Origin of the sequence: Bradyrhizobium sp. B117 (assembly GCF_038969555.1) — a bacterium.
Lineage (GTDB): Bacteria > Pseudomonadota > Alphaproteobacteria > Rhizobiales > Xanthobacteraceae > Bradyrhizobium.
In genome coordinates, this window is the sequence record NZ_CP152414.1 from 3,424,777 (window position 1) to 3,449,366 (window position 24,590).

General features: G+C 60.2%; 22 protein-coding genes and 7 pseudogenes. 13 read left to right on the forward strand and 16 right to left on the reverse strand.

The window, feature by feature from the left end; genetic code table 11:
• Window positions 1-112: 112 nt before the first annotated feature.
• The 3 genes from AAFG16_RS16830 to AAFG16_RS16840 all read right to left on the reverse strand — a co-directional run bounded on the left by AAFG16_RS16830 (window position 113) and on the right by AAFG16_RS16840 (window position 2,970).
• The gene (locus tag AAFG16_RS16830) at window positions 113-1,642 is read right to left on the reverse strand and encodes an IS66 family transposase (protein WP_342739864.1); all 1,530 of its coding nucleotides are present in this window, start codon (window positions 1,640-1,642) and stop codon (window positions 113-115) included.
• A gap of 81 nt (window positions 1,643-1,723) precedes the next feature.
• On the reverse strand, window positions 1,724-2,077 hold the full coding sequence (gene tnpB, locus AAFG16_RS16835) for an IS66 family insertion sequence element accessory protein TnpB (RefSeq protein ID WP_283085517.1): 354 nt from the start codon (window positions 2,075-2,077) through the stop codon (window positions 1,724-1,726).
• Window positions 2,074-2,970 carry a transposase gene (locus tag AAFG16_RS16840; RefSeq protein ID WP_342739865.1) on the reverse strand — a complete coding sequence of 299 codons (897 nt, stop codon included), beginning with the start codon at window positions 2,968-2,970 and terminating at the stop codon, window positions 2,074-2,076. The genes tnpB and AAFG16_RS16840 overlap by 4 nt, the downstream gene beginning before the upstream one ends.
• 474 nt (window positions 2,971-3,444) lie before the next feature.
• Here AAFG16_RS16840 and AAFG16_RS16845 point away from each other — a divergent pair, with 474 nt between their 5' ends.
• The 6 genes and pseudogenes from AAFG16_RS16845 (at window position 3,445) to AAFG16_RS16870 (ending at window position 9,956) form a co-directional block, all read left to right on the forward strand.
• On the forward strand, window positions 3,445-4,644 hold the full coding sequence (locus AAFG16_RS16845; RefSeq protein ID WP_342732874.1) for an IS256 family transposase: 1,200 nt from the start codon (window positions 3,445-3,447) through the stop codon (window positions 4,642-4,644).
• Between the two features lie 85 nt (window positions 4,645-4,729).
• Window positions 4,730-6,493 (forward strand): DUF3363 domain-containing protein, encoded by a 1,764-nt coding sequence (locus tag AAFG16_RS16850; RefSeq protein ID WP_342740920.1) that lies wholly within the window; start codon window positions 4,730-4,732, stop codon window positions 6,491-6,493.
• A 36-nt stretch (window positions 6,494-6,529) separates the two neighbouring features.
• A pseudogene (locus tag AAFG16_RS16855) lies at window positions 6,530-7,432 on the forward strand (type IV secretory system conjugative DNA transfer family protein); the annotation flags it as partial.
• Between the two features lie 1,440 nt (window positions 7,433-8,872).
• The gene (locus AAFG16_RS16860) at window positions 8,873-9,325 is read left to right on the forward strand and encodes an Hsp20 family protein (protein WP_283085664.1); all 453 of its coding nucleotides are present in this window, start codon (window positions 8,873-8,875) and stop codon (window positions 9,323-9,325) included.
• A gap of 143 nt (window positions 9,326-9,468) precedes the next feature.
• A pseudogene (locus tag AAFG16_RS16865) lies at window positions 9,469-9,728 on the forward strand (hypothetical protein).
• Window positions 9,729-9,749: 21 nt separating this feature from the next.
• Complete coding sequence (locus AAFG16_RS16870; protein ID WP_342739866.1) at window positions 9,750-9,956, forward strand: hypothetical protein; 207 nt, start codon at window positions 9,750-9,752, stop codon at window positions 9,954-9,956.
• Window positions 9,957-11,065: 1,109 nt separating this feature from the next.
• Here AAFG16_RS16870 and dinB read toward each other — a convergent pair.
• The 4 genes from dinB to AAFG16_RS16890 all read right to left on the reverse strand — a co-directional run bounded on the left by dinB (window position 11,066) and on the right by AAFG16_RS16890 (window position 13,591).
• Window positions 11,066-12,154, reverse strand: coding sequence for a DNA polymerase IV (gene dinB / locus AAFG16_RS16875; RefSeq protein ID WP_342739867.1), 1,089 nt, complete (start codon window positions 12,152-12,154; stop codon window positions 11,066-11,068).
• 34 nt (window positions 12,155-12,188) lie between these two features.
• Window positions 12,189-12,458, reverse strand: coding sequence for a hypothetical protein (locus AAFG16_RS16880; RefSeq protein WP_342739868.1), 270 nt, complete (start codon window positions 12,456-12,458; stop codon window positions 12,189-12,191).
• A 128-nt stretch (window positions 12,459-12,586) separates the two neighbouring features.
• Window positions 12,587-13,309: an SOS response-associated peptidase family protein gene (locus AAFG16_RS16885; protein WP_342739869.1), complete on the reverse strand. Its 723-nt coding sequence runs from the start codon at window positions 13,307-13,309 to the stop codon at window positions 12,587-12,589.
• A gap of 3 nt (window positions 13,310-13,312) precedes the next feature.
• On the reverse strand, window positions 13,313-13,591 hold the full coding sequence (locus AAFG16_RS16890; protein ID WP_342739870.1) for a hypothetical protein: 279 nt from the start codon (window positions 13,589-13,591) through the stop codon (window positions 13,313-13,315).
• A 674-nt stretch (window positions 13,592-14,265) separates the two neighbouring features.
• Here AAFG16_RS16890 and AAFG16_RS16895 point away from each other — a divergent pair.
• Window positions 14,266-14,502, forward strand: a complete 237-nt coding sequence (locus AAFG16_RS16895; protein ID WP_342739871.1) for a hypothetical protein — start codon at window positions 14,266-14,268, stop codon at window positions 14,500-14,502.
• A complete protein-coding gene (locus AAFG16_RS16900; RefSeq protein WP_342739872.1) occupies window positions 14,499-14,927 on the forward strand; it encodes a DUF3085 domain-containing protein in 429 nt (142 codons plus the stop codon). The genes AAFG16_RS16895 and AAFG16_RS16900 overlap by 4 nt, the downstream gene beginning before the upstream one ends.
• 951 nt (window positions 14,928-15,878) lie before the next feature.
• On the opposite strand, the gene AAFG16_RS16905 is transcribed toward AAFG16_RS16900, so the two are convergent.
• From AAFG16_RS16905 to AAFG16_RS16915, 3 genes and pseudogenes are all read right to left on the reverse strand, one after another.
• Complete coding sequence (locus tag AAFG16_RS16905) at window positions 15,879-16,055, reverse strand: hypothetical protein (RefSeq protein WP_283085673.1); 177 nt, start codon at window positions 16,053-16,055, stop codon at window positions 15,879-15,881.
• Window positions 16,056-16,558: 503 nt separating this feature from the next.
• Window positions 16,559-16,813 carry a hypothetical protein gene (locus AAFG16_RS16910; protein WP_342739873.1) on the reverse strand — a complete coding sequence of 85 codons (255 nt, stop codon included), beginning with the start codon at window positions 16,811-16,813 and terminating at the stop codon, window positions 16,559-16,561.
• A 497-nt stretch (window positions 16,814-17,310) separates the two neighbouring features.
• Window positions 17,311-17,490: pseudogene (locus tag AAFG16_RS16915) on the reverse strand (hypothetical protein); the annotation flags it as partial.
• A gap of 494 nt (window positions 17,491-17,984) precedes the next feature.
• On the opposite strand from AAFG16_RS16915, the gene AAFG16_RS16920 reads away from it, so the two are divergent.
• The gene (locus tag AAFG16_RS16920) at window positions 17,985-18,206 is read left to right on the forward strand and encodes a hypothetical protein (RefSeq protein ID WP_342739874.1); all 222 of its coding nucleotides are present in this window, start codon (window positions 17,985-17,987) and stop codon (window positions 18,204-18,206) included.
• On the opposite strand, the gene AAFG16_RS16925 is transcribed toward AAFG16_RS16920, so the two are convergent.
• Complete coding sequence (locus tag AAFG16_RS16925; protein WP_283085676.1) at window positions 18,203-18,379, reverse strand: hypothetical protein; 177 nt, start codon at window positions 18,377-18,379, stop codon at window positions 18,203-18,205. The two genes, AAFG16_RS16920 and AAFG16_RS16925, sit on opposite strands and share 4 nt — an antisense overlap.
• Before the next feature lie 320 nt (window positions 18,380-18,699).
• On the opposite strand from AAFG16_RS16925, the gene AAFG16_RS16930 reads away from it, so the two are divergent.
• Window positions 18,700-19,455 (forward strand): ThuA domain-containing protein, encoded by a 756-nt coding sequence (locus tag AAFG16_RS16930; RefSeq protein WP_283085677.1) that lies wholly within the window; start codon window positions 18,700-18,702, stop codon window positions 19,453-19,455.
• 362 nt (window positions 19,456-19,817) lie between these two features.
• On the opposite strand, the pseudogene nhaA reads toward AAFG16_RS16930, so the two are convergent.
• Window positions 19,818-20,850, reverse strand: a pseudogene (gene nhaA, locus AAFG16_RS16935) (Na+/H+ antiporter NhaA); the annotation flags it as partial.
• Between the two features lie 1,173 nt (window positions 20,851-22,023).
• Between nhaA and AAFG16_RS16940 the strand changes: the two are divergent.
• Together AAFG16_RS16940 and AAFG16_RS16945 are read left to right on the forward strand one after the other, a co-directional pair.
• Window positions 22,024-22,170: pseudogene (locus AAFG16_RS16940) on the forward strand (response regulator); the annotation flags it as partial.
• 127 nt (window positions 22,171-22,297) lie between these two features.
• Window positions 22,298-22,435: pseudogene (locus AAFG16_RS16945) on the forward strand (IS256 family transposase); the annotation flags it as partial.
• Here the strand turns inward: AAFG16_RS16945 and AAFG16_RS16950 are convergent.
• The 4 genes and pseudogenes from AAFG16_RS16950 to AAFG16_RS16965 form a co-directional block, all read right to left on the reverse strand.
• A pseudogene (locus AAFG16_RS16950) lies at window positions 22,417-22,692 on the reverse strand (transposase); the annotation flags it as partial. The pseudogenes AAFG16_RS16945 and AAFG16_RS16950 sit on opposite strands and share 19 nt — an antisense overlap.
• 260 nt (window positions 22,693-22,952) lie before the next feature.
• A complete protein-coding gene (locus AAFG16_RS16955; RefSeq protein ID WP_283085684.1) occupies window positions 22,953-23,135 on the reverse strand; it encodes a hypothetical protein in 183 nt (60 codons plus the stop codon).
• 169 nt (window positions 23,136-23,304) lie between these two features.
• Window positions 23,305-23,580, reverse strand: coding sequence for a DUF1488 family protein (locus AAFG16_RS16960; RefSeq protein WP_342739875.1), 276 nt, complete (start codon window positions 23,578-23,580; stop codon window positions 23,305-23,307).
• Window positions 23,581-23,597: 17 nt separating this feature from the next.
• Window positions 23,598-23,855, reverse strand: coding sequence for a hypothetical protein (locus tag AAFG16_RS16965; protein ID WP_283085686.1), 258 nt, complete (start codon window positions 23,853-23,855; stop codon window positions 23,598-23,600).
• A 184-nt stretch (window positions 23,856-24,039) separates the two neighbouring features.
• On the opposite strand from AAFG16_RS16965, the gene AAFG16_RS16970 reads away from it, so the two are divergent.
• Complete coding sequence (locus tag AAFG16_RS16970) at window positions 24,040-24,588, forward strand: hypothetical protein (protein WP_342739876.1); 549 nt, start codon at window positions 24,040-24,042, stop codon at window positions 24,586-24,588.
• The last annotated feature ends 2 nt before the right edge of the window (window positions 24,589-24,590 follow it).

Sequence of the window (24,590 nt, forward strand, 5' to 3'; positions counted from 1 at the left end):
GTCCATGCAGGGATTCAGTAATGGCTGAAGTTCGAAGAGTCGAAGAAAAGCGTAGGAACGAGTTGACTTTGCCCGCCCGATCACGGGTATGCGTCCGACCGCTGCACAGGCATCAGGTCTTGACATGATCGGCCGGCTTCCAACTCCACGGCAGCAATTCGTCGAGACGGTTGACCGGATGTCCGTCGATCATCCGCTGCAGCAGGTCACGCAGGTATGCGTAAGGTTCGACGTCGTTGAGCTTGCAGGTCGCGATAAGAGAGCAGATTACCGCCCAGCGGTGCCCACCGCCGTCGCTGCCGGCGAACAGGTGGTTCTTGCGGCCAAGCGCGACGGGACGGATCGCGCGTTCGACGGGATTGGTGTCGAGCTCGACGCGGCCATCATGCAGGAATCGCGTCAATCCATGCCACCGCGAGAGCGCATAGCGGATTGCTTCGGCGAGGGTGCTGCGACCCGACACGAGCCGGAGCTGCGCATCCAGCCAAACATTCAGAGCGTCAGCGATCGGCTTGGAGAACGTCCTGCGTTCAGCAAGCTGGTCGGCGGGCGATCGTCCGCGGATACGCGCTTCGATCGCGTAGAGTTGGCCGATCCGGCGCAAGGCGTCTGTCGCCACAAGCGATCCGGTGGCCTCGGCTACGTCGGAGAACTTGCGTCGCGAGTGGCTCCAGCACGCGGCGAGAGTGATGCCCTCCTTGTCGGCCAGCTGCTCGAAGCCGGCATATCCGTCGACATGCAGGATGCCCCTGAAGTCGGCAAGATGCGTGATGGGTGGCTCGGCTCGGCGATCCGGGGCGAACAAATAGATTGCGGCCGGAGGCTCGGGTCCACCCCATGGCCGCTGGTCACGGGCGTAGACCCAAAGCCGCGCCGTCTTGGTTCGTCCGCGACCGGGATCGAGCACGGGGATCGGCGTGTCGTCGGCAAACAGATGGTCGGACGTGAAGACGTTCTTGTACAGTCGTTCGTGCAGCGCCTCGAGCCACCAGCATGCGCCGCCGACCCAGCCGGCGAGCGTCGAACGACAGAGATCGACGTTGTGGCGGGCAAGGATCTGAGACTGTCGATAGAGCGGAAGGTGATCGCAGTACTTGCTGATCAACACGTGCGCGAGCAGCGCCGGCGTTGCAAGGCCGCCGGCTATCACCCGTTCCGGCGCGGGGGCCTGCATCACCTTGTTGCAGGCCCGACAGGCGCATTTGGGACGCGTGGTGCGCACGACACGAAGCTGAGCGGGCACCCAGTCCAGCATCTCGCTGACGCTCTCGCCGACCAGGTGAAGAGTGCCGCCGCAGCAGTTGCAGACTTCACTTTCGACATCGAGCCGAACGTCTTCGCGCGGCAGGTGATCTGGCAAAGCTCTGCGTCGTGGTTGCGTCGTCGGAGCTTCGGAGATGACCGTCGGCTGGCCTTCCTGAACGCGGGCAATGTCGCTGTCGATATCTTCCAGGCCGAGCGCGAACTGGTCGGGATCAATGCGCTCGGAGCTGCGCCCGAACTGCATTCGCTGCAGCTGCTTGATGATCGATTTGAGGCGCTCGATCTCAGTATCGCGGTGGTCAATAGCAGCGGCAATGTCGCACACCAGACGCTGCAGAAGCTCAGGATCGGAGGGGAGATTGTTGAGATCGAGCTGCATGTCGGATGGTACTCGAACAAGCTGATTCGTAGAAGAATCGCTGCCCAGTTCAGCCCTGTTTTTTGCGCGTCATCTCTTTGTTCAGCCGGCAATCGCGGGCTTCCAAACGCGTTCCGGAGCGCGCCAATCGATGCCCTCGATCAGCATCGCGAGCTGCGCCGGTGTGAGCGTAATCGAACCGTCATAGCCCGCCATCACCGGCCACACGAAGCCGCCCTGGTCGATGCGCTTGGTGAACAGGCAAAGCCCGTTGCCGTCCCAGAACAGGATCTTCAGCACCGATGCCTTCTTGCCGCGGAAGGCAAAGAGATGACCGCAGAACGGATCCTTCTTCAACACGTCCTGGACCAGCATCGCGAGCCCGTCCATGCCTTTGCGCATGTCGGTGTAACCCAACGCCAAGTGCACCTTCACGCCCGCCGGAACGAACATCATCGTGCAATCTCTCCGCTCTCGATCTGCGCTCGCACAGCATCCGGATCACTGCCAACTGGAGCAAAGACGCGACCTCCATCGGCAAGATCAACGGCCACCATTCCCTCGGGCGAACGGACGAGGTTGCGCAGAACCCGCGTCTCGGCTGCGCTCTCGGCGAGCGCGACACGCGCGAGCTTCGCGTGGTTCTTTTTTCCGATTCCAAATTGCACGCGCCAGCGGAACAATAGCCCGGTGACGATCCCATGCTTGCGCGCAACCGCGGATACTTTGGCGCCGGGTTGTTCGGTTTCCCTTGCGATCGCCAGCTTCTCCTCGTCGCTGAAGAAGCGCCGGAGGGGTGCGGCGGGCGCTGCCAGATCGCCGATTTTCGCGGCTGTCAAGCGGCGTTCGGGAGCTGAGTTCCTGGCACTAGTGCTAACGGCCGGGCGGGCGGAGGGATGAAGATGCGCGCGCCAGTCGATTTCGACCTCGCCGGCGGCCAACCGGTCACTCCATTTGCGCAACGCATAGGGCGACAGGGACAGCGCCGCGGCATATTCGCGTACGCCCGTGCCGCTCCAGTTCATCGCCTCGACGTGCATGGCCCAGAACGCCTGCATGGTGCGATTGCGCACGTCCGTGGTCACGCCAAAGCGTCGTCGCCGACGTCTTCGCAGCACGTTTTCTCGCTCTTCACGGCGCTGCTCGCGGCGCAATTCCGTCTGATATTCCGCGAGTTTCCGTGCGGTCTCCTCACCGACGAGCTGCTTCAGCCAACGCCGAAACGTATTCTCGGTGAGACGTTGCTGACGACAATATTTGCGGATCCCCAGACCGCTTCGGCGCCACGCTTCGATGTGCAGCGACCACCACTCGCGTCGAGCTTTGTTCTGGAAGTGTTTCGGTCCCACCGGAGAATCTCCACAGCAGCAGAGAACCCGAAATGGAACGACATCACACGAGGAGGAAGGTGTGCAGAGACCGGACGGTTACCGTAGATGGAGGGAAGCAGCGATGCTTATTTTGCGAGGACTCGAGGAAAAACCTAGGAATGAGTTGACTTTGCCCGCCCGATTAGGAAGGCGAGATAAAAGAGGCTCGCCGGTCGAACCGCAAGCCATTGGCATGGCTTGGGTTCTGCCGTGCCGGTCGGTCGGGGCGCGTGCCGCCAATTTCATTTTGACGAATGCAATCAAAGGCGTTTTCGGCACCGTGTCCGTTTTTTGAAGGTCGTGTCCCCAGTGATGGTGTAGCTCGGTAGAGCGAAGCCGTCCGCGCGCGCGCCCTCAGATAGCGCCGTAGCGGGCGGACGGCTTTGCGGTGGTCACCGGCAGTTCGCCGGTAGGGTCGGGTTGCTGACACCAACCTGATTCGAGGAACCACCGATGACCGACGAGATGATGAACCTTCGCGCGCTCGTGGAGAAGGCCCCAGACGCCGATCTGCTTCGCGAGATGATTGGCTTTGCCGCCCAGCGATTGATGGAGCTGGAGGTCGCCGGGCTGACCGGAGCGGCCTACGGCGAGAAGAATGCCGAGCGCCTTGCCCAGCGTAACGGCTACCGTGACCGGACCTGGGAGACGCGCGCCGGCGCGGTCGAGCTGCGCATTCCCAAGCTGCGCAAAGGAAGCTACTTCCCGGGCTTCCTGGAGCCGCGTCGGATGGCCGAAAAGGCGCTCACCGCGGTGGTGCAGGAAGCCTATGTGCAGGGCGTCTCGACCCGATCCGTCGATGATCTGGTCCAGGCTATGGGCATGACTGGCATCTCCAAGAGCCAGGTGAGCCGACTGTGTGCCGAGATCGACGACAAGGTGAAGGCCTTCCTCGCCCGACCGATCGAGGGTGACTGGCCGTATCTGTGGATCGACGCCACCTACGTGAAGGTCCGCCAGAATGGCCGGATTGTCTCGGTCGCGGTGATCATCGCGGTCGGCGTCAACAGCGACGGCCGGCGTGAAGTTCTCGGCATGGACATCGGTCCCTCGGAGGCCGAGACGTTCTGGACCGCGTTCTTGCGCAAGCTCGCTCGGCGCGGGCTTCGTGGCGTCAAGCTCGTGATCTCCGATGCGCATGAGGGCATCAAGGCCGCCGTCAGCAAGGTGCTCAACACCGCCTGGCAACGCTGCCGCGTCCACTTCATGCGCAACGTCCTGGCCCATGCCGGCAAGAGCGGAAGACGCGTCGTCTCCGCCTTCATCGCCACCGCCTTTGCCCAGGACGATGCCGAAGCGGCCAGGGCTCAGTGGCGCAAGGTCGCCGACCAGCTCCGTCCCAAACTGCCAAAGCTCGCCGCCTTCATGGATGAGGCCGAGCCAGACGTGCTCGCCTATATGAGCTTCCCGCCTCAGCACCGTGCCAAGCTGCATTCGACCAATCCGATCGAGCGCCTCAACGGCGAGATCAAGCGGCGGACCGAGGTGGTTGGCATCTTCCCAAATGAAGACGCCATCGTTCGCCTGGTCGGCGCGATCCTGCTCGAGCAGAACGACGAGTGGGCGGTTCAGCGGGCCCGCTACATGACGCTGGAAACCATCGCGCCGTTGAGCGATGATCCCATCGTCGGCTTGCCCGCCGTGGCAGGCTGATGCCTTCCGACCCGCCGGAAAATCGGCGGTGACCTGCCGTCAGCTACACCACGCCATGGGACACGATCTTTTTGAAGGCTTTGCCATGAGCGTGGGCGACAGCGATCTGCGTATTCGGCCTGGGCGCATTCGCAGCACCCGCGCGCCGGAACAAAAGAGCTTCATCAACCAGGTACTGCGAGCGGCAAAGAAAGCAGGACACACCTTGGGTCAGACAGGCTCGGGCAGGCGTTCGACAGCTTATGGACGTTCGACGTTTGGCCGCGGGCGCCTCGCCTTTAGCCGCGCCAGATTGTTCAGCCCCACGAGGCGCGTCGTGGTGAAGGCGCGTGTGGTTCGTCACAAATGGCGAGCCTTCCGCTCGGCACCGCTGACCGCCCACCTCTCATATCTGAAGCGCGACGGCGTGACCCGAAGCGGTGAGCGGGCCGAGATGTTCGATGCCGGCGGAGATCGTGCCGATAGCGCGGCTTTCGCAGAACGGTGCCAGGACGATCGGCACCATTTTAGGTTCATCGTCTCACCGGAGGATGCCGGCGACATGACCGACATCAAAGCCTTCACCCGCGATCTCGCGAGGCAGATGGAAATCGATCTCGGTACGCGGCTCGATTGGGTGGCTGTCGATCATTGGAATACCGACAACCCTCACGTCCATCTTCTCGTTCGTGGAGCAGATAAGGAAGGGGCGGATCTCGTGATCTCTCGCGATTATATCAGCCAAGGTCTGCGCGCGCGCGCCGAGGAGCTGGTCGCCATTGAACTCGGTCCAAAGCCGGAGCACGAAATCCGCAACTCACTGGAGATCGAGGTCACAGCTGAACGATGGACGCGACTGGACCGGGAAATCCGGCTGGCGGCTGATGAGACCGGCTACATCGATCTTCGGCCGGAGAATTCCGGCAAGTCCGATCCCGAGATCCGGCGCCTGATGGTGGGTCGCCTTCAACACCTGGAGAAGATGGGCCTTGCTGCATCCGCCACGCCGGGGGAATGGATAGTGGGGCTCGAGACCGAGCGCAGCTTGCGCGACCTCGGCATGCGCGGCGACATCATCAAGACTATGCACCGCGCCTTTAGCGAGCGTGGGGTAGCGCGCGGCGTTGCCGATTTCGTCATCGAGGGCGGACAGCCGGCGACCCAGATTATCGGACGATTGATCGACCGTGGACTGCATGACGAATTGACCGGCGAGGCCTATGCCCTGATCGACGGAACAGGCGGACGGGCGCACCACGTGCGCTTTCGAGGCATAGAGGCTTTCGAACATGCTCCGCCGGCCGGCGGCATCGTAGAGGTCCGACGCTTGGGTCAAGCCGGCGATCCGCGACCGACGGTGGTGTTAGCGGCCCGTTCCGATCTCGATCTCGGTGGGCAGGTCACGGCTAAAGGAGCCACCTGGCTCGACCACAGGCTCGTCGAACGCGACCCGATACCGCTCGCCATGGGTGGATTTGGCCGCGAGACCCGCGACGCCATGGAAGCCCGTACCGAGCATCTGATCCAGCAGGGCCTGGCCCGGCGGCAGGGCCAACGCATCATCTTGCAGCGAGACCTCCTGAACACGTTGCGCCGACGCGAGCTGGACGAGGTGGCAGCAAAAGTCTCGGCCGACGCCGGCTTGCCTCATGTGAACGCCGCCTCTGGGGAGCATGTGGCGGGCACGTATCGCCAGCGGCTGACGCTCGCCTCGGGACGCTTCGCCATGATCGATAATGGGCTCGGCTTCCAGCTCGTGCCCTGGTCGCGCGAACTCGAGAAGAGGCTCGGCCAACACGTCACCGGTGTCGTGAAGGACGGCGGTGGTATCGAATGGGGCTTTGGTCGCAAGCGCGACCTCGGCCTCTAGCAATCTCGTCAATTCAGTTGCGGAAGGACGCTCGGAATGTCCGGAACCAAAATCCTCTGGGGACAGGTGATCGTTGTCGGCCTGATCGTCTTGCTGGCCATCTGGGGAGCAACCGAGTGGACGGCCTGGCGACTTGCCTACCAGCCCGAGCTTGGCCGGCCCTGGTTCGAACTGTTGGGCTTCAAGATCTATTATCCGCCGATCTTCTTCTGGTGGTGGTTCGTCTACGATGCCTACGCGCCTCAGGTCTTTGTCGAGGGAGCCTTCATCGCGTCGTCGGGGACCTTTGTTTCGATCGCTGTGGCGATCGGCATGTCGGTCTGGCGGGCGCGCGAGGCCAAGAATGTCGAGACCTATGGGTCGGCGCGCTGGGCTAATGCGGAAGAGGTTCGAGCGGCCGGACTTCTCGGTCCGGATGGTGTGGTACTGGGCAAGCTCGATCGCGACTACCTCCGCCATGATGGGCCGGAGCACGTGCTGTGTTTTGCTCCCACCCGGTCCGGCAAGGGTGTCGGACTCGTCGTTCCCTCGCTGCTGGCTTGGCCGGGTTCGGCCATCGTGCACGATATCAAGGGGGAGAACTGGCAACTGACCGCGGGTTTCCGCGCGCGGCATGGCCGTGTCATGTTGTTCGACCCGACCAACCCGAAATCCTCGGCTTACAATCCGCTTCTCGAGGTCCGGCGCGGGGAATGGGAGGTTCGCGATGTGCAGAACGTCGCCGACGTCCTGGTCGATCCCGAAGGTTCGCTCGACAAGCGGAACCATTGGGAGAAGACCAGTCATTCGCTCCTGGTCGGCGCGATCCTCCATGTCCTCTATGCCGAGGCGGACAAGACCCTGGCCGGCGTGGCCGCCTTTCTGTCCGACCCGAAGCGGCCGATCGAGGCGACGCTGAAGGCGATGATGACCACGCTGCACCTCGGCGAGCAGGGCGCTCAACGGACGCTTCTGCGATCGCATCGTGCCGTCACTGCGATCCCCCGAGGGGCCGAAGGCGCCGGTCACGATCGACGAGATTTTGGAGGCGCTTTGCGCGCTGGACGAAGGCACACGGAACCCTCCCAGGGGTAAGCCGATGCGGATGCGGCCGTCCATAAACTGACATCGTCCAAAGTGAGCAATTGCGGACTGGTAGCGTGTACCGCCGACATAAAACCGCCCGCCGGCTCCCAGGTCGGCGGGGTCTTCACTCGAACTCTGCCCCTCCATCGCCCATGGCCGACGCGGCCCGAGAAAGCTTGCACCGTCCTATTAGAGCCGGCGAGGCCACCATTGACGTCCGCGACAGACCAAATCAACCGAGTGGATAATCTGCCCCTCAAACGTGACGACGAAAGCTCGATAAGTTCTTATCGGGCTCCGCTACAGGTTTTTCCGAAAGTAAGGCCCGATTGCCGGCCAAATTCATTTGAATATGGCGGCATCCGGCTGGGGCCAGCGCCGCTCCGGCCAGCTCGGCCGGCGAGCTCTCATGTTGATGTGCAACCTTAGATTCATGGCCAAAACCAGCCGCGCATGCGAAGCTGGCAGATATTTCGCGTTTCGGAGGGAAGCCGATGCGCCTCGTTTTGCCTTACCTTGGAATTGGCTTGTGCGCCTCGCTGGCCGCGTGGATGTCGCTAATGCTGCTCTACTGACGCAGCAGGCCTTCACCTGGCGGTAGCATCCGAACGTAAGTCCCGCTCTCATGAAGTTCGAGCCAGCCGCGCTCGATTGCGAACTTGAGGCCGGCACCGAACTCGGGCCCGCTGGCCTTCAGCGTGAACAGAAACGGTGCGTTGATCTTCTCGATATGGATCCGGCCGTCCTGGACTGGCTCAATCTGGCCAGCGAGCTCGAGGAGCTTGCGCTGCGGCGGCTTCGGAGTCAGCGAACGGACGTTCTCCGGTCGTTTTTAATTCAGAGCTCCCCGGCATCAGATAGACGGTGGGTTAGTGGCGGATGTCTTGGTGCCCCACAAGGCAATGCATGGCTCCGGTCAACGACCGTTCTCTCGCTCGAAGACTCAACGTCGAAGGCCGCAGCGATTGAGTACGCTGCGGCCCCGCCGTTTCAAAATCGCGGGCTGAAAGATCTAGATGGAGTATGCAGCCAACCTAGGTGTCGCAACCTGAGCACCGCAATTGAGGAACTAAGCGAATCTTGGCCCCTGGGTGCCTTCGATTGCTCACTTGCACGACAACAGCGCTTAACCAGACAGCCCGTCACGGCGATAAAATTTTTCGTCACCCTCTTGAAACTTCTTCGGTCGTGGCAGATTTTTTGATCGCCGCAGACATAGTGGCCGGGGCGCCTTCGGGGCCCCGCAATCAAGGCGGGCGCCGGAAGGTGTCCGGGGCCAGCTCGTACCCAACTTGCTCTTTGGAGGATTTGGCTATGAGGTATGATTGGACTCCCCTGTGGAGGTCGACCATCGGGTTCGACCACCTGTTTGACATTCTCGACGAGGTCCAGCGGACCGCCGAAGAGACCTATCCCCCCTATAACATCGAGCGGCTCGATGAGAACCGCTTCCAGATCTCGGTGGCGCTCGCCGGATTCTCACCGGACGAGGTGGGCCTTACGGTGGAGCAGAATGTCCTGACGTTGGAAGGCCACAAGGCCGAGAAGGACGAGAAGACCTTTCTGCATCGCGGAATGTCGACACGGTCGTTCAAGCGCCAGTTCACCTTGGCTGACCACGTCGAGGTCAAGGGCGCGCACTTCGAGAATGGTCTGTTGGTCATCGAGCTTCAGCGCGAGATTCCCGAGGCCATGAAGCCGCGGCGCATCGCCATCGCGGGCGCAAGCGCCGGGCAGGTCAAGCAGATCGAGGGCAAGGCCGCTTGACAAACCCGCGGCTCGTTCCGATTGCAGCCGCGCGGGTGCTCCCGCGCGGCCACCTTAATGCGACTTATGATGGGAGGTTTAGTCATGCGGACGCCGCCCGCCACGATAACGTCTTCGATTTAAATGCTCTTCTTCATCCCGGCATGGTGTTCTCGCATCCGCGCGAGATCGTCGCTGACCCGAGAGTCTGGTCGAGAAGCGGGCCATCCTCGCGTCATGGGCTTCTGACGCCTCGGCGATCGCGTCCTGTCCAGCGCTACGCTCGTCGGGCGGACTAAAGACGCCTGTTCATATCGACGAAATTCTGGAAGCGCTACGCGCGCGAGACGCAAACGGTGCACGCAACCCGCCGGGCGGCAGGCCCATGCGTCTGCGCTCGGCCGAGCGCCGCGCGGCGGCGTGAGCGAGAGGCCACAAAGATTCCATGACTGACGTCACACAGTTGATTCCAGGTCGCTTCTATTGGGTCCTTGTGCGCTCAAGCACGAAAAATCCCGAGTGGCAGCCGGCCCGCTTCAACGGCGCTACTTGCCAAAGCGACGGCGCGAGGTGGGACTTCATCGGCTTCAATAGCGACGTCGGTCATCATTTCGTCGAGGTCGTCGACATCGGCTCAGAACTACTGTCCTAAACGCTCGCGTTCTTTCTGAGGCCCGAACAGGGCAATGCGCGTGGGCTAAGGCAGCTTTTGGCCCCAAAGCGGACTTCCGTAGAGAGCGCCACCTGTTTCTAGCTTATGGTTGCATCCGGTGCTAGCGTACATCCTGTGATAGTATGCCATCATTCGTGGAGATAGATGAAAGCTTTTCTGCTAGCTGCCTTGGCCGCATTTTCAATCACGTCTGCCGCCGCGGCTCCCAAGACGGTTACTTCTGCCGGTAACCAAATCGCCAGTAGCTCGGTCGCATGTTCTACCCCGGGTAGCGGCTTCGGAAGCTATCCATCTGACTGCCGGAACGGCGCGAATTTCAAGAGCTATAACGAATGCAAGGAGGCTGGCGTCAAGCGCGGCTGGAGACACGAAGATATGGCCTGGTACTGCAGCGGATTGGGCCTGCAATAGGGGCCTAAATCTCAGAAAAAGCTCAACACTACATCCGTAAGGAACTTCATACCCCTCTCAGGTTGCATCAGTTCCGTCAACATCGCAGCGAAGGTACAATGGTCCAACTTTTTGCACGCAGTGGTTGCAGCGCCGGGATTCCAGGGCAGCCTTCTTTTTGGCCATATCCGGCGCGCTTAAAGCTAAGGCGGTCTCAGCGCCGCCAATTTACTTGCGCGAGCATTTCTCCGGCAGTTCCCGGTCGTTAGTCGAGTGGCTCACGATTACGCCCGCAGATCCCCCGCTCGAAGTCCGGGCGCACGTCCGCGCCGCGATGCTCATACCTCTGGCAGACAATCAGACTACGTCGTTTCTCGGCCGACCAAAAGAGATGCTTATGTCGCGCGCTGCGAGAAGCCGGCGAAGGAGGCGGACGCCAAAGGCCGACCGCAGGATCGCGGCGGAAGTTGGCTTGAAGTTTCAGGCGACGCGGGGATCAGATCGGTAGATCTAGCTGCGGCTCACTATCAGTGGGAGTCTGCTGAGACGACAGGGAGACGCCGAGCAGCCGCACCGATTTTGACAGATACATCTCGCCTTTAGCAACCCTGTTGCCAGCCCAGCGAAGGAGGCAACCGCCAAGAGCCGGCGGCCGGGGGGCGGCGGAAATCGGCGTGAAGTTTCCGGTGATGCCCGGATCAAATCGGCAGGTTGAGCTGCGGCTCAGGCTCTGTGGTTGTCTGCAGAGACGACAGTGAGACGCCGAGCAGCCGTACCGGTTTGGGTAGCGGCATCTCGGCCTTGAGCAGTCCGATTGCCAGCCGCTCTAGGTCGGCACGGCTCGACAACGAGGCGGCGACCGAGCGGCCCCGCGTCATAATCTCGAAGTCGGCGAACTTAATCTTGAGCGTCACGGTGCGCCCGCGGTCGCCGGTGCTTTCGCAGTGACGCCAGATCTTGTCGATCAGCGGCTCAAGCTCCGCTGCCATGACGTCGAACTCGCTCAGGTCCGACGAGAACGTGTTCTCAGCGCCCACTGATTTCCGGATCCGGTTGGCTCGCACGGGCCGCTCGTCCACGCCGCGCGAGATCCAATAGTAATAGGCGCCTGCCTTGCCGAAGTTCGCACTCAAGAAATCCATGGCCTGGTTGCGTAGATCCAAGCCCGTGAAGATGCCAAGCGCATTCATCTTCGCGCTTGTCGCCGGCCCGATGCCGTGGAATTTGCCGACCTGCAGCGTCTCGATAAAGGCGGGCCCCATTTCGGGCGAGATGACGAACTGTCCGTTCGGTTTGCGGTGGTCGGAGGCGAGCTTCGCCAGGAACTTATTGTAGGAGATGCCGGCGGAGGCGTTGAGGTCGGTCTTGGCCTTGATTTTCTCGCGGATGAGCAGTGCAATATCCCGGGCTAGCGGAATGCCTTGCAGGTTCTCGGTCACGTCGAGATAGGCTTCGTCGAGAGATAACGGCTCGATGATCGGCGTGTGTTCGGCAAAGATCTCGCGGATCTGCCGGCTGATCGCCCTGTAGACTTCGAAGCGCGGCTTGATGAAGATCAAGTCAGGACACTGGCGCTTGGCGGTCACCGACGGCATTGCGGAGCGCACGCCGAACTTGCGCGCCTCATAGCTCGCGGCGGCGACGACGCCGCGCTCGGCCGAGCCACCCACAGCGACCGGCTTGCCGCGGAGACCCGGGTTGTCGCGCTGCTCCACGGACGCATAGAATGCATCCATGTCAATATGGATGATTTTGCGCTGCGATGCCGGCGAGGGATCAGGGACCATTCTTGGATTATAGACCGTCGCGGTCGGTGCGGCTTCAGCAATCTCCGACCGGACAATCGGGACAAGTGTCGCCGATGGTGTCGAGGACGTCCTGGAACTCTGCCACGGCCTGCTCGGCGGAGAAGCCGGCCGGAAGATGGTCGCGCGCGACCTCAACGGCGCGTTCGCGGGCGTGATGGTCGGCGCGGTCCTGCGTCCAGCCGTGTTCCTCACATTCACCGATGGCGCTGGTCTCCTGCAGCACGGAGATGGCCCATCCGCGGAGGGTCCGTGTCGCTGGTCGTCGTTCCTTCGTCATCAGCATCGACTTGGCTCCTGCTGGGACGAATCCTTCCGCCCGCCCGCTCGTTCCGGGCGATTAGCACGGGGCAGGGATTCGCAATCGGCAGGGCAGGGGCTTGTCCACCTGTTCCGCAGCGCCTGTGCAGAACCTTATGTGGCTGAGACGGGATCTTCTTTCACGCCGCGGGCGACGATTTGCAGCGCCCCGTCCGGAAGAGGCCGCTGAAGCTTCAGGGCTTCGTCCGCCGGAGCCGCCATCCAGGTCTCGACCTCGTCAGGAGTTGTCAGGATCACCGGCATCGCCTTCGGATGAATGGCGCCGACCTCGGCGTTAGCCTCCGTCGTCAAGAATGCGAACAGGTCGTTAGTGGTCTCGCCCTCTTTGACTTTCCGCACCGAAGTCCAATTGGTCCAGATGCCGGCGAAGCACGCGAGGGGGCGGGACTCGTCCAGCGCGAGCCAGATGTCACCGCTTTCGGCCTTGTTGAACTCGCTGAACGAGTTGAACGGCACCACGCATCGGTGCTCTGGACCAAGCCAGCGCGACCAATGCTTGCTCTTGACGTTCCGTATGTTGGTCGTGCCGCTGTCGGGCTCCATTCGAAGCAATTCCTTGAAGTCGACAGGTTTGCCCTTGGATTGCAGCGTTTCGGCGCGTTTCTTGGTAGCGTCCATGAGCGCCTTTGACGATGACGGCATTCCCCATCGGGCGGTGACGAGTTCGCGGCCATTGGAGCCGGTCCGAATGATCGGCGCTTTATAGTCAGGAAAGACCCCGGTCATCGGCGCGAGATTGCCGACGTATCGATTGACCACGCGAAACAGCGCGCTGATCGCAGCTTGGTTCGTGGTGATGCTGTAGAGATTGCACACTGTCTAGGGCCTTCTTTCTGGGCTGCAACCTGCCGGCGGCTCGTAGGTCAGCGTGCAGCCTGCCGTTGGTCCGGTCATCTCCTCTACATGGTCGTCGATGGCCTTAACCAATTTCTCGCAGTCGCCGCGGCGATCCTTCCTGTCGAAGATGAGGCAGCGGCGCAACCGACTCAACTCGGCGAGGTCGGCCGCAACCGCTGCGGCGCACCTTTCTTCATCGAGCTCTCGCATCCGCTCTTGGTGGTAGGCCTTCGCTGCCGCAGGGTTCTCTGCCTTGGTCATAGCTGCCATCGAACCGCGCCGTCGGCGAGAGTCAAATTATCAATCCATTGGGCCTCGGCACGCGCACGAACTACTGCACATCGTGGGTGTGGAAAACGTGACTCGCTAGTTATCTGGAAACTTCGCAAGCAGCGGGGCGCTCTGGGAATACATGCGCGCAACATCCGCGGCATTGATCCGTTGATATAGAGGCAGCGGGATCGTTGTCCCGGTGGCGGTCGGCGGAAAGAAAAGGAAGTCTCGATGCCCACCGAGCCCAAATTTCGCATGCGGAATCTGCCACCCGACGCATCTCAACGAGATCGAGGGTTTCGCGGTTTGCATGCTTTTTCAAACGAAGCTCGCAAGTTGCCTGCAAACAAACGAAGCCGCCGCGCCTAGTATAATAGCCCGACGACGCCGGCATCGGTGTGGGCCCGGACCAGGCAATGTCCGGTGTCGAAGGGTTAGCGCCGTACAGGGCGATGCAATCGAAGCTTCGAGTTAAGCTTGATGTCGGTGCGAAGAGTTAAATCTGGACGGTTTCGCGCGACTGGCATCGGCTCGCCCGTTTCGACTGCGGTCGACCGAACATTACAAATAGCTCACAACCTTGACGCGATTTAACGAGGCTTCCCTGCATCGGGCCGATATACAGCGCGGCCGGGGGGCGTCATTCAATCGAGATGACGTCCATGAAATTTGATGAAAAAGAACGCGCGTTGCTGACGGACGCAGGCTTCGTGGTCGCGGACAACAACCGAGCGGCCTATGTCAAAGCGACGATTGTGGTCGCCGCACATGACGACGAAAGCTTTTGGCTGACGCTTTCGCTGCCTAACGAGACGCGCATTGCATGTTCCGTACCGCGCGACCAGATGACCTTGGCGATCCGGGGCGGCTTCGCAAGCCGACAGAGCGGCTTGCAATGAAGCTCTCCTTTCCTCATGGGCGGCTCAAAACTCTCTGGGCGGAAGCAGTGCAGCAGTGGCCAATTGCAGTACGTCCCATGAACGGCCGGAGTTCGCCGGGCTTTTGGCTCATTGGCGGCCATGGCATTTTTCTTATGCATAACGGCGCTAAACCTAAGGGCGGTCCCACATTGGCATATGCGACCGAATGTGACCCCTGCCTAATGCAATTCCAGGAGTGGTTGTGTGTGAAACGCGCCGTCTTCGGCAACGGCGGCATGGAGTTCGTTGAGGCCGTAATGATCGGTACAGCTGTCGATGCTGGCTGCGATATCGAGATCATGCTCGATCGCGACAGTATGACGGTGGCCTTAATTGAAGGTGGAAAGGCCGGCATACGTTGGCAATCATCGCGCTCTAACCTAGCGCTAGATCGATACTATTGATCGAAGCCTACTACTCCTGGCATGTTCTTTCGCTCACTGCTACGGTCGTAAGGACAAGCGCAAGCCCCGCGATCCAGAAGAGACGCCGGAGACGAAGCCGTCGCGCCGAGTATAATGGCGCGACGACTTGGCCATTGGGGACCCGGACCAAGGGCAATGTCCGGCGCTGAGAAGGTAGCGCTTAGCAGTGACACTGCAATCGAGTTGTAGGATTAAGCTTGATGCAGTGAGATCAGGTTAATTCTGGAACAGCAGCTGTGCCTGTGAGGGGCGGGCAAGGCAACCCTACAGCTCGCGATCCATCGCCGTATGCCGGCGGTTCTTCACCTTGATCCAGTGCTTTTGCTTTTGTCGCGCCGGATCACGCGGTAGGTTCCTGAGCCAGAGCGAAATTCCCATGGCCGCGCGTGGAGCGGAGCGTGACCTTGAGCGGTCATTGACTTTCGACGAGCGAGCAAGGTCATGACGACGAAGACGAAAAAGGAGTTGGCGCTTTTGGCCCTGAGCACATTGGCAGCTCTGCCGGCATTCCGGCGCTGTCGGCCTGTTTATGTTGGGCGTCATTACTTGGTAATTTTGGTTGGCTGGAGGCCACGCGGCCCCATGCCGTCAGATAAAACCCGGCGGCGGATGCTAGCGGAAAGCTGAACCATCATGCCGTCAGCGAACGCCAATACCGTTGCAGGGGTCCTGTTGTCGCTGCGCTCCTTATCTCGTTTTTGCGTACTGATTGCCCTTGACCGAAAGACGCCGGATCGCGCCTCGGTGCGTCCAGCCAATCGGCGCGCTGCATTCCTTTGTTTGCGGCGCTTGCTCGTCGGAAACGCTGCGCGCTCTGAGCGCGCCGCTCCATAGAAGGCCCTATAAGCGGCCCCGCTAAATAAACTTTGCAGCCGCTGCTGCAACAGCGGACGGAAAGCACACTGTCCATGTGATGTTGCGGATGAAAGGTTACGCAGCGAGATCGAAGGACGCGATCAGGGCACGCACATCATCAGCCAGTTCACGATAGTGCCGGCTAGCCCGCCAGTACAGGTCGCGACTGCTTCCTTCCGATTTCTTCGCAATTTCCTCGCACTCGGCAGCGAGGCACTCAAATCGTTCTAGTTTCGCCTGAAAAGCACTCATGAAAAACGCCTCACACATTGTGATCCGACCTTTAGCCGCAGCGATCGGCGAGAGTAAACACAATTCAATGCTGCAACGCGGCACCTGAACTTAGCGCATCGGTGTGATAGCGGTTCAGTCGCAATCGCAGGCTGGTATTGTTGAGAGCCGCCAATATCAAATGCGCCTAGGAAGTAATCCTCTCCGGCCGACGGCTCCCTCGCCGGCCGCCCGATCAATGTGAAGGTCGCGTCCAAACCTCGATGTCCTCTTGGGTCACGGTCAGATACCCGAAGAAGCACTTGTACCGACCCGGCTCTGTCGCTCTGCCGATTTTATCCCACGTGATCTTATTTACGCGCATTCTTGATTAACCCAAAAAGAAACCCGCTCACCTTTCGGGAGCGGGCTCCTCCTGCCCATGCGTGTCGCCCGGTCGGGTAGAAGGGCGCTAACAATCAGCGTCGCTGAGATTAGTTTCCAACCGGTTACGACGCGAGATGAGCCGGTCAACTGAGGCGATCTCACTGGCCCCACTCGTTCTCAGGTAGCGAGCCGGGCGGTGGCGCGAGCTCTTCGAGGCCCGCTTCGATCAACACCAGTTCTTCTTGGATCGCCTTGACCGCGTTTTCCGGATTGATGCCTGACACGGCTTGGAGCTGACCGAGCACCTTCCGGCGATGAGCCAGCAAATTCGTCAAGGCGCGTCGGTCGCGCATCTTCACGTAGCCAGCGACAATAAGTTCCATGGCCTTCGACACCTGCGCTTCCTCATCCATCCGCTTCTATTCGGCGCCCGCTACGGGGCTTCGCGCTGCCGCGGCCAACGCGAACCAATCATTTGAAGGGATTGCATCATTCAGCGAAACGTATTTCACGAACTTAGGATCGCAAACTGGGATCCGATCAGGCCGCTTGAAGAAGACGTTGCCGCCAGTCGTGACAACCGGTCGAAATGCGTTTTCGTAATGGGCCTGTGAAGCGAGAACCCAGCCGACACGAAAATGGCCGGCGGGCATCACCGCCGCCGGCCATCGCGTTCGCTGCCCTTAGGACGGGGGCGCCGGGGCAGCGTTGACCGTCAGCTTGACGACCCCCGATTAACGCACCGCTAACGAATTCGGGCAGTCGCGGGACCATTTGACGGCGTGAAATCGGCGGCTCGCGTCCTCGCGCAAGCGCAATTGACGATCGACGTCGGCAGCAAGCCGCATCGCCATGGAAACGATTATTTGACCGTGTTTTGGGACCTTGCCCGATAACCTGGAAGAGTTTAGCCAGCATTGAGCGCGTCACCCAGCGCCGGGGAGGGTTGGGCAGGGCCGCGAAAACCGGGCATGCGGGCATTCCAGGCCTGACAGGCGAGGATGTCGGCGTCCTTGCGGGCGTCGCGGGCGCGTTCGGCCAGAACGCGGACCGTGGTCCCGAACAGGTATTCGCGCGACTTCGTGCTCATGGCAGATTGATTCCGCCGGAAGGGTCCAGAAGCAAGCCGCTAGGCGTAGACGCGCCATCGGGCGGAAGGCCAGTGCTGGGTCAAGCGTGTTCGGGTGTCAGGCGCACACGCGCCGAGCCGGGGATCGAGCGGAACCTCCGGACCCGAAGTCCATTACTTCACTGTGAACGAACCAAGCGGGAAGTGGCGGCTCGGTTCGTCGCCAAGCCCGACTACTCGGCGCGCTTCTCTACAAAAATTAAGATGGCTAGGAACATGCTGCGCCCGGCCAGCTTGCATCTCCATGCCAAGGGAAATTGCAATTGCCCTCTATTCTCTAGCCGCAGCCTGTGTGGTGGCATTCAGTTTGGCTGCAATCGTCTCTCCTCATTAGCCGAACGGGAAAGGTCGCCGAGATCGGCGGCTTTTTTCGTTGCTCGTTAAGCGTCTATCGGCACTGCAGCGGAGTGAGGCCACCGCGAGACTCGCTCTCCGCGCTGTTTCGGCACCTCTGCGTGAATGCGCAGGACAAGGAGCGTATTCCGAAATTCATCCATCACTTCCAAACGCCATTCACGACCGGGCACGAGATTGCCATCGGTACTCTGCAAGGTCTGGCCGGCCACCACCGTGGCCTCCTTCCAAGCCGCGCGCTCATCGGGCAACTCTTCACCGGCCTCATCGATGATGGTGCGATGGTAGGTAACATGAAAAAAATAGCGGGGCATGCGGCCTAACTTGGACGAAGCGCGGCGGTCAGGTTGCGGGTCATTTCGATCTGTCGCGCCTTCCGCAACAGCGTCTCCCGTTTCCAGCTTTCCGGCTGCGACTTGGCTTCCTCTCTTAGCTTTTGCGCAGCCGACAGAAGCCTCTCTTCCAACGTTTGGCTTTGCTTGATGCGACGCCGCATTGTCCGTCCTCCCGCCAATCCGCCTGAAACGGCCGAATGCACCGGCAAAACGAATGATGTTAAAGAAGGTTCCGCCTTTTGGAACAGGGCTAGGACCTGTTTAGAAGTCCCACTATGCAGCGTTCGAGCTGGTCGGTCGTGTCGGCTACGCAGCGGCCTCGCCCCAGTTTTACACCTCTCGAGGTCGCTGAAGGGCCACTAAGCGAAATTGCCAAGTCGAGGCTATCAATTAAACCGCGGGCGTAGGGCGGCGCCGCAGGGCCCGCGGCGCGCTGATATGTGCTAAGCTTTTCTGGCCGGTTAAGCATCGGGAGAGGATTGTGACGCGACGCGAGTTCATCGCACTCGTCAGCAGCGCGGCGGCAAGCCGACCGCTCGGCGCGCGTGCAGGGCGCCCCCCAGAACGTGTCCTCTATTTCACATACTCGGCCGGCTATCGGCACGACGTCATACCCCTTTCCGAAGCAATCCTGACGCAGCTTGGAAGGAATTCCGGTGCCTTTGAAGTCATCGCAACGGAAGACTTGTCTGAATTTTCGACCGGAAACCTCGAGCGGTACGCCGCTATGATGTTCTACACAAGCGGTGAAATTCCGATGAGCGGCGCCCAAAAGATAGCACTTCTCAACTTTGTGCGCTCGGGCCGTGGCTTTCTCGGCGTTCACTCGGCCGCGGACACATTCTACACTTGGCCAGACTATCTCGATCTGATCGGCGGCTACTTCAACGATCATCCCTGGCATCAGGGTGTGACCATCGAGGTGGCTGATGTTGCAGATCCACTGGTGGCCTTTCTGGGGAATTCGTTGCAGTTGAACGATGAAATCTACCAGATCAGCGACTTCGACTATCGCGGATCACGCGTGCTCCTGCGCCTCGACCAAAGTTCAGTGGACCTCAATAAGGCCGGTGTGCATCAACGCTTCTATGGTTGGCCGCTCGCCTGGAAACGATTTTACGGCGAGGGGCGAGTATTCTATTCGGCGCTTGGCCACGAGGCGTCGGTCTGGCAGGATCCGCGCTGCCAGAAAATCCTCACTAACGCTATCCTCTGGTCTACGAGAAGGTCGGCCTAGTGCAACCGGTTTGCTATTTCCTACAGGCAAATATTGTAGCGGCTATCGATCATGCCGCTCGCCTTGACCGAGACTGGCTGTCGCCCGGCATGTCGGAGTCTCGGAAGTATCCGACGCTGCAAAGAACTCAATGCTGGTTATCACTTCGGGTTTGGGTCACAATGCGAAGAACTCAGGTTGAGCAAATCTGCCCCGCTCTGCCGCGATGAGCGGACCACGGCAGATTTATTGTACGAGGGATACTTCGGATTTAAATGAAAGCCAGTTTCGACAATCATCAGCTGAGTGATCCAGAGGGCAGAACCTCGACGGCAAATGATACGAAGGACACGTGCGGAGCTTTGAGATGCATTGGAGCAGCTTCACTGACGAATATAGATGGCACCCCCAAGGCCGAGTGTGGCAGCTACTAGCGAGCCGAAGAGTACGTCCAGTTTCGCTTGGTCGGAGAACGCGAGCATCGAAATGAAGATCGACATGGTAAAACCGATGCCAGCCAGCAGGCCGACCAGACAGACCCCACCCCAAGAAACTCCAGGAGCAAGGCGACAGCAGCCCAATCGCACCGCCGCCCAAGTCGCGCCGACAATGCCAAGAGGTCTCCCGACGATCAAAGCAATTGCAGTGCCCATCATCACCAGATGACCTGCGGCGGAAAGATCGGCGCCCGTTAAGCTGACGCCGGCATTCGCTAGCGCGAAGATCGGCATGACTCCGTAAGCGACCCAAGGATGGATCGCCATCTGCACGCGAGAGACTGGCGGCAATATTTCGCGGTGAGCTACGCGAAGATCTCGCAGCGGTTGCTCCAACTCACCAACTCATGCGGATCCCTTGCGTTTACCGCATCGCTGCTTCGCGGCTGTTTGAGCACGCGCGATACTACTTCCAGGGAGGGCTCCCGCATCGGTATAGGTCGTGCCGGAGTAATCAGTCCAAGCACGACTCCTGCGAGGGTCGGGTGAATGCCGGCGACCATAAATCCAATCCAAACCAAGGAGCCGGGCAGGATATAAAGAGGCGCCGAACCAATTCCAATTCGCTCAAAATCCCAAAGCAGCGACAACACCAAGCAACGCGAGAATGAAGCCGCCCGGCTGAAGGCTGGCGGTATAGAAGACGGCAATGATCAGCGCGGCAATGATGTTGTCGATGATTGCCAGAGCAAGCAGGAAGACTCGCACATTCACCGGGACCCTTCGTCCAAGCAGCGCGAGAACTCCGACAAAAGGCGATGTCTGTCGCAGGCACGGCCCAACCCTGCCCGCTAGCCGGATCGTTGTTGATGCTCAGGTAGATGAGCGCCGGCACGATAACGCCACCTGTCGTCGCAACTAGTGGCAGAATTGCTTGGTCAAGTCTGCTCAGAGCACCTTCGTGAACTTCGCGCCGAATCCCGGGCATCTTCGGGGCTGGAGGACCGAGACGCACCGAGACCGCCCGACGCACGTTACTCAACGCGGCACGCCGCTTGATCGCGTCGCGCCGGGGATTCACTTCGGGAGTCTCAAATGATAGAGCCCCTAAATTTAATCTGCGGGTGTCTCAATTAGAACAGCACCCATGGCTCGCTTCAGAAAGGCCGCGCTCCGTCTTTGTTGAGCAGCCTTACGTAAGTTCCGCTCTCGTGCAATTCGAGCCAGCCCTTCTCGACGACGAAGGCCGCAGCGAACTCAATCGCTGCGGCCCGCGCACGGGTCAAATGAACCGGGTGAATCGATCTACTATGGAGCCAGCCCCGGTTTGCCGAATTTTCCCGGCACCGCCAGTTCCCGCGACAACAAATGGAATCTCCTTGGCAAAAACACGCGCTGCTTATGTCCAAAGGGATACAGACCCGATTACCGAATCTTCCTAGACATTAGCTACCTCGACGGCCCCCCATTACTGTCGAGGCTCCAACGGCTCCCGAGGATGTGCGGGGGCCGTTTTTTTGCGGCTTGCAACAATGAGGGCATAAGCCGAAGAGCAGCTGTCGGAACGAGGCGTGCGTTGGTCGCCTCAATTGGCGGGTTTGGGTGGGCCTTTCGCTTTCCTACTGGTTGTGGGTGGGAACCAACCTTTTCGGGCGATGCGTTTAGGGTGCGCTTCTGGCCCCGCGTCCCCAACCTCGTGGCCACAAGATTGGAAATGACGGCTCCAGTGTTTGCCCAACCTGGAGCCGTAGTTATTTGTGCGCCAGCTAACTGCCACTTGTTCACGCTGGCGGCCGTGGCCATAGCCCCCGAATTCTCTTCGTCACCCGCCGTGTGTGGATTTGGACACACTTCTGGGAATATGGAGCAGCCCAAGGAACCCAGGAAGCAACATGCGCTTGTGTTGCCGGTGACGGCCTCAGTCCCACGAGGCAAGAGCCTGTCCGGAGGCCCCAGCATCATCATGCCCCCCGGCCCGATGCTGGGGCCGCCACGAACTTCAGTTTAGTTTCTGTACGAGGCGCGATTGGACGAGACTGGGAGAATCGCGGGCGGAGGATGCCAAAGCCTTCGGGCCGGCTTAGTAGCGAGGCTCTTCGCGCTCTCGCGAGCGCAAGGAATGTCAATCGGTAGTACTTGAAGGGGGCAGCCAATGGCTTCGGTGTTTCTGGTGGAGGACGAAGTACTCATCCGCATGATGGTGGCCGATATGGTGACAGATCTTGGCCATACCGTCGCGGCCGAAGCTGGTGATTTGCCTTCGGCGTTGGAGCACGCCAACAACGGTGTCTTTGACGTGGGTGGGTCGATCGGCGCGGCCGCGTGAAAAAGGCCGCAGTAGCAAGCCACCGCGGCCTGCCGGGTTAAAATGTGTAGGTGAAATAAGCTCGTGATCTCCGATGCGCATGAGGGCATCAAGGCCGCCGATGACCGACGAGATGATGAACCTTCGCGCGCTCGTGGAGAAGGCCCCAGACGCCGATCTGCTTCGCGAGATGATTGGCTTTGCCGCCCAGCGATTGATGGAGCTGGAGGTCGCCGGGTTGTCGTCGATCTCGGCACACAGTCGGCTCACCTGGCTCTTGGAGATGCCAGTCATGCCCATAGCCTGGACCAGATCATCGACGGATCGGGTCGAGACGCCCTGCACATAGGCTTCCTGCACCACCGCGGTGAGCGCCTTTTCGGCCATCCGACGCGGCTCCAGGAAGCCCGGGAAGTAGCTTCCTTTGCGCAGCTTGGGAATGCGCAGCTCGACCGCGCCGGCGCGCGTCTCCCAGGTCCGGTCACGGTAGCCGTTACGCTGGGCAAGGCGCTCGGCATTCTTCACATGGATTGCGGATTGATATCGCGGAGCTCCTGACATGCACCGCTTGTAAGGCGCGAAATCTCGCCAGGCACGGATTTCCGCAAGCGGGCCAATACGTCGTTTCGACGGAAGCGGGGTGCTGCTACCACCGGGGCTGGCATAGCGAGCCCTCAACCTCCACGCGCGAGCCGCCCACTTCGCCACGCAACAGTCTGCATGTCATCGCGTCAGTTTCGTGTCGAAACAACATCGAAATTTGGCGACGGGCGTAATCACCGCTGATGGCCCAAGCCGATACCCAACACGATAGCCTTCTGACGTAGCGCGCCCTCGGTTCGCTTGGTCATCTTGGATATCTTCGCGACGGGCGTCCGCGCCTTCGAGTGCGCCTTCAGTTCCTTGATGTCTTCCTTCGTCCACTCGCGCCGGACAGTTTTCTTTGCCTTTTTGGCCACTCAGCGACTCCGTCAATTGTTAGGAGCGCGGTCTAACAACATCGCCCACCGTACGCAACCTTGCAAAGGAGAATCCTTGCCCAACGACGACTTTCAATCGCCAGTTTTCTAGCTTTCCATTCAAACTGAAGCGCCAATAGCAAGGCCATAGCGCAGCAGCCGCTGTGGGTCAGGCCTTTACGGGCGTCAGATGCTCAGTGTCCACAACCGGCATCTCCTTTCCTGCATCAAACTGTTCGCTTGCGATCTGCTCGATCGTCCCCCGATCCTTGTGGAATGTGGCGACCACGTTATCGGGGTCGGTGCAGTCGGCAACGGCGCGGTCTCTCAAGGCTGACCATTCGACCCTGCAGTCGATGCGATCATCGCCATTGAACATAGCAAACAGAACGGTTTCCGGGTTCGCCTCCTGAAACTCGCCAGAGGGGTCGGGGGAAAGGGGCATCTCGGAACTCTACTCCGTCAAGAGAGGTTTCTACTTTTCCCGATCGGTGTGGCCGCGGCTACCTCAACCGTCGCCGATACCGTCATTATCGGAGTCTCTTTCGTTCTTACGAGGATGGACAGCTTCTCAGTCAGGCTGGAAGGACTGTGGTTTCGTATCGCCTCTGCCAAATATCTCATCGCAGCGTCGCGGGCGGCCGCGAAGTTCGGAAGCTCTTCTCCCTGGTCGTCGATGATGGCACCAGCCGTGTCCTGATAGTCGAAATAGAAGCGCATGCTTGCCAACGTTGCGTTGGTCCGGCCAGTTCCTAACGACGAGCACTCTCTGCAGCGTTTGAGCCGCTTACTCTGGTAACAGCTCAGGGGCGAGGCCTCTGACTGGCGGATTGGATCGTTGGAGATCGCATAGAGACTGCTATCAACGTGCGCGTGCAGAGCGACACCGTAACCGTCCTAACCGATGGACCACTTTACTCGAAAGACGCGAGCAAAACTGTTCAAACGAGCTTGTGAAGTCCGTGCCCATGCGGGTAGGCGTGCTTGTGTTGCGGCAACGGGTCCGGCGAGCTTCGCTTATCTCGTCGCTGAGGTAGCGAAGAACTATTCGTTTGACGATTTTGTCACGCAATCTGGCGCATACTTTCAGGAGCTATTCGCCTCTCACGTCACCAGTGACGGCCTGCAGTTTGCAGCCGCCGTTGGCTGGCTCGATCGCGAGGATCGCCCGGCCGCATATATGATCGATCTGGTGTACGGTGACATCGAACGTTTGCGCAGCGAAGTCAAAATTGACGGCGAGCCGATCAACCAATTGATGGAATCTCACCTGCTCGCATTTCCGCCTCCGGACATCGAGGAAGTGAAGCGGACGGGCTGGCCATTAGGTGTTCCCCTTGACGCGCGTGATGCTCAAGCAGATCTGCTCCATCTTGCGGAGATCCAGCGTCGCCAGAAGTCACTAACCGGCCGCTACATCGGGATTTGGCCGCGCCCTAGCCACTTCTTTTAGGC

Coding starts and splice junctions, on each gene's coding strand:
- AAFG16_RS16830 (WP_342739864.1), bottom strand. CDS start 1,642: ATGCAGCTCGATCTCAACAATCTCCCCTCCGATCCTGAGCTTCTGCAG.
- tnpB (WP_283085517.1), bottom strand. CDS start 2,077: ATGATGTTCGTTCCGGCGGGCGTGAAGGTGCACTTGGCGTTGGGTTAC.
- AAFG16_RS16845 (WP_342732874.1), top strand. CDS start 3,445: ATGACCGACGAGATGATGAACCTTCGCGCGCTCGTGGAGAAGGCCCCA.
- AAFG16_RS16850 (WP_342740920.1), top strand. CDS start 4,730: ATGAGCGTGGGCGACAGCGATCTGCGTATTCGGCCTGGGCGCATTCGC.
- AAFG16_RS16860 (WP_283085664.1), top strand. CDS start 8,873: ATGAGGTATGATTGGACTCCCCTGTGGAGGTCGACCATCGGGTTCGAC.
- AAFG16_RS16870 (WP_342739866.1), top strand. CDS start 9,750: ATGACTGACGTCACACAGTTGATTCCAGGTCGCTTCTATTGGGTCCTT.
- dinB (WP_342739867.1), bottom strand. CDS start 12,154: ATGGTCCCTGATCCCTCGCCGGCATCGCAGCGCAAAATCATCCATATT.
- AAFG16_RS16880 (WP_342739868.1), bottom strand. CDS start 12,458: ATGCTGATGACGAAGGAACGACGACCAGCGACACGGACCCTCCGCGGA.
- AAFG16_RS16890 (WP_342739870.1), bottom strand. CDS start 13,591: ATGACCAAGGCAGAGAACCCTGCGGCAGCGAAGGCCTACCACCAAGAG.
- AAFG16_RS16895 (WP_342739871.1), top strand. CDS start 14,266: ATGAAATTTGATGAAAAAGAACGCGCGTTGCTGACGGACGCAGGCTTC.
- AAFG16_RS16900 (WP_342739872.1), top strand. CDS start 14,499: ATGAAGCTCTCCTTTCCTCATGGGCGGCTCAAAACTCTCTGGGCGGAA.
- AAFG16_RS16905 (WP_283085673.1), bottom strand. CDS start 16,055: ATGAGTGCTTTTCAGGCGAAACTAGAACGATTTGAGTGCCTCGCTGCC.
- AAFG16_RS16910 (WP_342739873.1), bottom strand. CDS start 16,813: ATGGATGAGGAAGCGCAGGTGTCGAAGGCCATGGAACTTATTGTCGCT.
- AAFG16_RS16925 (WP_283085676.1), bottom strand. CDS start 18,379: ATGCGGCGTCGCATCAAGCAAAGCCAAACGTTGGAAGAGAGGCTTCTG.
- AAFG16_RS16960 (WP_342739875.1), bottom strand. CDS start 23,580: ATGCCCCTTTCCCCCGACCCCTCTGGCGAGTTTCAGGAGGCGAACCCG.
- AAFG16_RS16965 (WP_283085686.1), bottom strand. CDS start 23,855: ATGCGCTTCTATTTCGACTATCAGGACACGGCTGGTGCCATCATCGAC.
- AAFG16_RS16970 (WP_342739876.1), top strand. CDS start 24,040: ATGGACCACTTTACTCGAAAGACGCGAGCAAAACTGTTCAAACGAGCT.